Raw genomic sequence first — 2777 nt, forward strand, 5'->3', positions numbered from 1 at the left:
TTCCTGTCTAATTTTAGCTTCTTCTTGTGTGATTTCCTCTTCAAGGCGTTTTCTTAGCCATGCCAGAGCAGGTTGATTGAGTTTAATTTGTTCTTCGACAGTTTTCCCTCTATGTCTTAAGTAGGGAGCAAAATGACTTTGAGTATTGGTTGCCATAGATCTTAACACCTTGTTTACTTCATGCTTTACTTAAATTTAGTATAGCGGTTATCAATGCCCTTGCGGTTTCGCTGGAGTTGGTGCAGCAGGGGTTCAATAGCAGCAGTGAAAGGTTGACGAGGGAGATCGATATGCGATCGCACAAGGGTACAGTCAAATTCAGCCAAGATATCTTCTAGGGTAAAAGGAAGGTTAAAATATTGGCTAAAGCTGTAAGGCTGTCCAGCTTTGAGAATGCGGCGGCGGTTCATTTGTAGAGTAACTTAACTACTATAATTTTACAGTATTTTTCAATGGGGTAAACTATAAAGTTATGGGTTTTAGGGAATCGGGAGTCGGGAATCGGGAGTCGGGAATCGGGAGTCGGGAGCAGGGAAGAGATAAGAGTTAATCAACGATAGAGGAATTATGATTAGCCTGACTGGGTGTGGCGTGGATGGGTGTTATAATGCAGTTGAAGTTTCTGATAAAATTAAAGTAACTGTTGATAATCGACTAATTACTTATCAGTGTAGCTATGAGTGTAGTTATCCCTGACGATATTGTCCAAGCTAGCCAAATGACTGAGGGTGAGTTCAAACTTGAAATTGCCCTGATGCTGTATAAGCAAGACAAAATTAGCAGTGGCAAAGTCCGTGCCTGGACGGGGTTAACCGTGATTGAATTTCAGCATGAACTTGCCAAGCGCGGTTTAGATTTGAATTATGATGTTGCTGATTTTGAAGCAGACCTTAAAACCCTACAATCGATGAGTTTGCTGTGATTATTATTAGCGATACATCACCCATTACTAATCTAGCAGGCATCAATCAACTTAACCTCTTGCATCGCTTATATGGTTCTGTTATTATTCCCGTTGCTGTCTACAATGAAATGGTTGGTATCGGTAAAATTGTACCTGGAACAGTAGAAGTCCAAACCTTATCTTGGATTAAAACTCAGGCTGTTTCAGATAGGCAGCAAGTTGTCATACTTCAGGAAAGTCAAGAAACCATCGATTTAGGTGAAGCAGAAGCGATCGTATTAGCACTGGAAATGGATGCTGATTTGCTACTGATGGATGAGCGACGGGGACGAACAGTTGCTCAAGAATTGGGGTTAACTATTGTGGGGTTACTGGGCATTCTGGTGCAAGCCAAGAAAAGTAATTTAATTCCGGCGGTTAAACCATTAATGGATCAATTGATTGAAACAATGGACTTTCGTATTAGTTCTCAATTGTACCACGCAATTCTCCAAGCTACCGATGAATAAAGTACATTATAAAATTAAAAGAGGCAGGACTTTATCCTTCTTGGGTTTTAGGGAGTTGGGAGTCGAGAGTCGAGAATAGAGAAGAGCCATGAAATATAGCATTTTAATTCAATGGTCAGAGGAAGATAACTCTTATGTGGCTAGTTTACCCGAATGGGGTAACTATGCTCGTACCCACGGTGACACCTATGAGGAAGCTCTTGAGAATGCTAAGGAAGTTTTAGAGGATTTGGTATACGCCTATAGCCAAGTTAATAAAGAGTTACCAACTCCAAAGATACTAGAGGTAGCCTGAAATTAGCCTAAAAGTAAGTATTCAGGTATTAGCTGAATGCTTACACTCCCTAAAAACTTAGAACTTTATACCTAACTGAATTGCAAACCGCTGTAATTAAACTGTTGTTATTTGTGAATAATTTAATAAAGGTAACTCTTTACCTCTAGCTTGGTAATCTTCTACTAAAAGCTCTAACACTTCTTGTAAGGAATCAGCTGACGGCTGACGGCTGTTCGCGTAGCGTGAGCTTTTAGCTCACGGCTGACGGCTTATGTTACATCTTCATACAAAGCCTCAAGACTAGTTCTAAAATCCACAGTTTCTAGATGAATCTCACTGCCCGGATAATAAAATTGCAATGTCCAAACTCCCTCGGAATTCCGGCGAAAGCAATCTAAGCGTTTACGATTGTGGCTAATTAAAACATATTCCACCAAGGTTTCTAACTGTTGATAGTCCGAAAATTTATCACCCCGGTCAAAGGCTTCAGTCTTGGGAGATAAAACTTCTACAATTAAACAAGGATATTTTTTATAATTAGCCAATTCTCGGTCTCTGGCATCGCAAGTCACCATAACATCAGGATAATAATAACTATTTGTCGCTTCAACATAAGTTTTCATATCTGCCACATAAACCCGACAGCCAGTGCCCCTGACATGATTTCTTAAGGCTGAAGCCAGGTTAAGGGCAATAGTAACATGGGCATCACTAGCGCCAGCCATAGCATAGACTTCTCCATCACTATACTCATGTTTGATGGCACTCCCTACTCCCTACTCCCTACTCCCTACTCCCTTTATTCTATACTAATAAAGTCACTGTATTGAAACTATCATGATTGCTGATAAAATCCCCAATTACATTTCCAAAGAAGAGTATCTATCCTACGAAGAAGATAGTGCCATCAAACATGAGTATAGTGATGGAGAAGTCTATGCTATGGCTGGCGCTAGTGACCCCGATTCCCAAATTTGTTACAAAAGTTTTCAAAAAATGTTATAATGAAAGATTATTTGTGCTATAATGAAATTACCGTGGGCGCTAAAACCTTCCACGGTAAGAGCCAGCCTACAGTTTCTCTAGG

Annotated in this window: 6 protein-coding genes and 1 pseudogene; 5 read left to right on the forward strand and 2 right to left on the reverse strand. The window is 40.2% G+C overall.

What is annotated here, in order from left to right:
* Window positions 1-185 precede the first annotated feature (185 nt).
* Complete coding sequence (locus F6J94_RS32600) at window positions 186-410, reverse strand: hypothetical protein (RefSeq protein ID WP_293047829.1); 225 nt, start codon at window positions 408-410, stop codon at window positions 186-188.
* 266 nt (window positions 411-676) lie between these two features.
* On the opposite strand from F6J94_RS32600, the gene F6J94_RS32605 reads away from it, so the two are divergent.
* The 3 genes from F6J94_RS32605 (at window position 677) to F6J94_RS32615 (ending at window position 1708) form a co-directional block, all read left to right on the forward strand.
* Window positions 677-922, forward strand: a complete 246-nt coding sequence (locus F6J94_RS32605; protein ID WP_293047831.1) for a UPF0175 family protein — start codon at window positions 677-679, stop codon at window positions 920-922.
* Window positions 919-1413 (forward strand): DUF3368 domain-containing protein, encoded by a 495-nt coding sequence (locus F6J94_RS32610; protein WP_075898392.1) that lies wholly within the window; start codon window positions 919-921, stop codon window positions 1411-1413. The genes F6J94_RS32605 and F6J94_RS32610 overlap by 4 nt, the downstream gene beginning before the upstream one ends.
* A gap of 88 nt (window positions 1414-1501) precedes the next feature.
* Window positions 1502-1708, forward strand: a complete 207-nt coding sequence (locus tag F6J94_RS32615) for a type II toxin-antitoxin system HicB family antitoxin (RefSeq protein WP_075898394.1) — start codon at window positions 1502-1504, stop codon at window positions 1706-1708.
* A gap of 251 nt (window positions 1709-1959) precedes the next feature.
* On the opposite strand, the gene F6J94_RS32620 is transcribed toward F6J94_RS32615, so the two are convergent.
* Entirely contained in the window at window positions 1960-2415 is a 456-nt protein-coding gene (locus F6J94_RS32620) for a Uma2 family endonuclease (RefSeq protein WP_367142314.1), read from the reverse strand.
* Here F6J94_RS32620 and F6J94_RS34570 point away from each other — a divergent pair.
* Both F6J94_RS34570 and F6J94_RS32625 read left to right on the forward strand, forming a co-directional pair.
* Window positions 2392-2520 carry a hypothetical protein gene (locus tag F6J94_RS34570; RefSeq protein ID WP_367142315.1) on the forward strand — a complete coding sequence of 43 codons (129 nt, stop codon included), beginning with the start codon at window positions 2392-2394 and terminating at the stop codon, window positions 2518-2520. The genes F6J94_RS32620 and F6J94_RS34570 overlap by 24 nt on opposite strands.
* A gap of 7 nt (window positions 2521-2527) precedes the next feature.
* Window positions 2528-2650, forward strand: a pseudogene (locus F6J94_RS32625) (Uma2 family endonuclease); the annotation flags it as partial.
* Window positions 2651-2777 lie beyond the last annotated feature (127 nt).

The organism is Moorena sp. SIO1F2 (assembly GCF_010672755.1).
Classification (GTDB): domain Bacteria; phylum Cyanobacteriota; class Cyanobacteriia; order Cyanobacteriales; family Coleofasciculaceae; genus Moorena.

Bases quoted from the DNA above. Each gene is read 5' to 3' on its own strand.
- F6J94_RS32600 (WP_293047829.1), bottom strand. From the start codon at position 410: ATGAACCGCCGCCGCATTCTCAAAGCTGGACAGCCTTACAGCTTTAGC.
- F6J94_RS32605 (WP_293047831.1), top strand. From the start codon at position 677: ATGAGTGTAGTTATCCCTGACGATATTGTCCAAGCTAGCCAAATGACT.
- F6J94_RS32615 (WP_075898394.1), top strand. From the start codon at position 1,502: ATGAAATATAGCATTTTAATTCAATGGTCAGAGGAAGATAACTCTTAT.
- F6J94_RS34570 (WP_367142315.1), top strand. From the start codon at position 2,392: ATGGGCATCACTAGCGCCAGCCATAGCATAGACTTCTCCATCACTATA.
- F6J94_RS32620 (WP_367142314.1), bottom strand. From the start codon at position 2,415: ATGGCTGGCGCTAGTGATGCCCATGTTACTATTGCCCTTAACCTGGCT.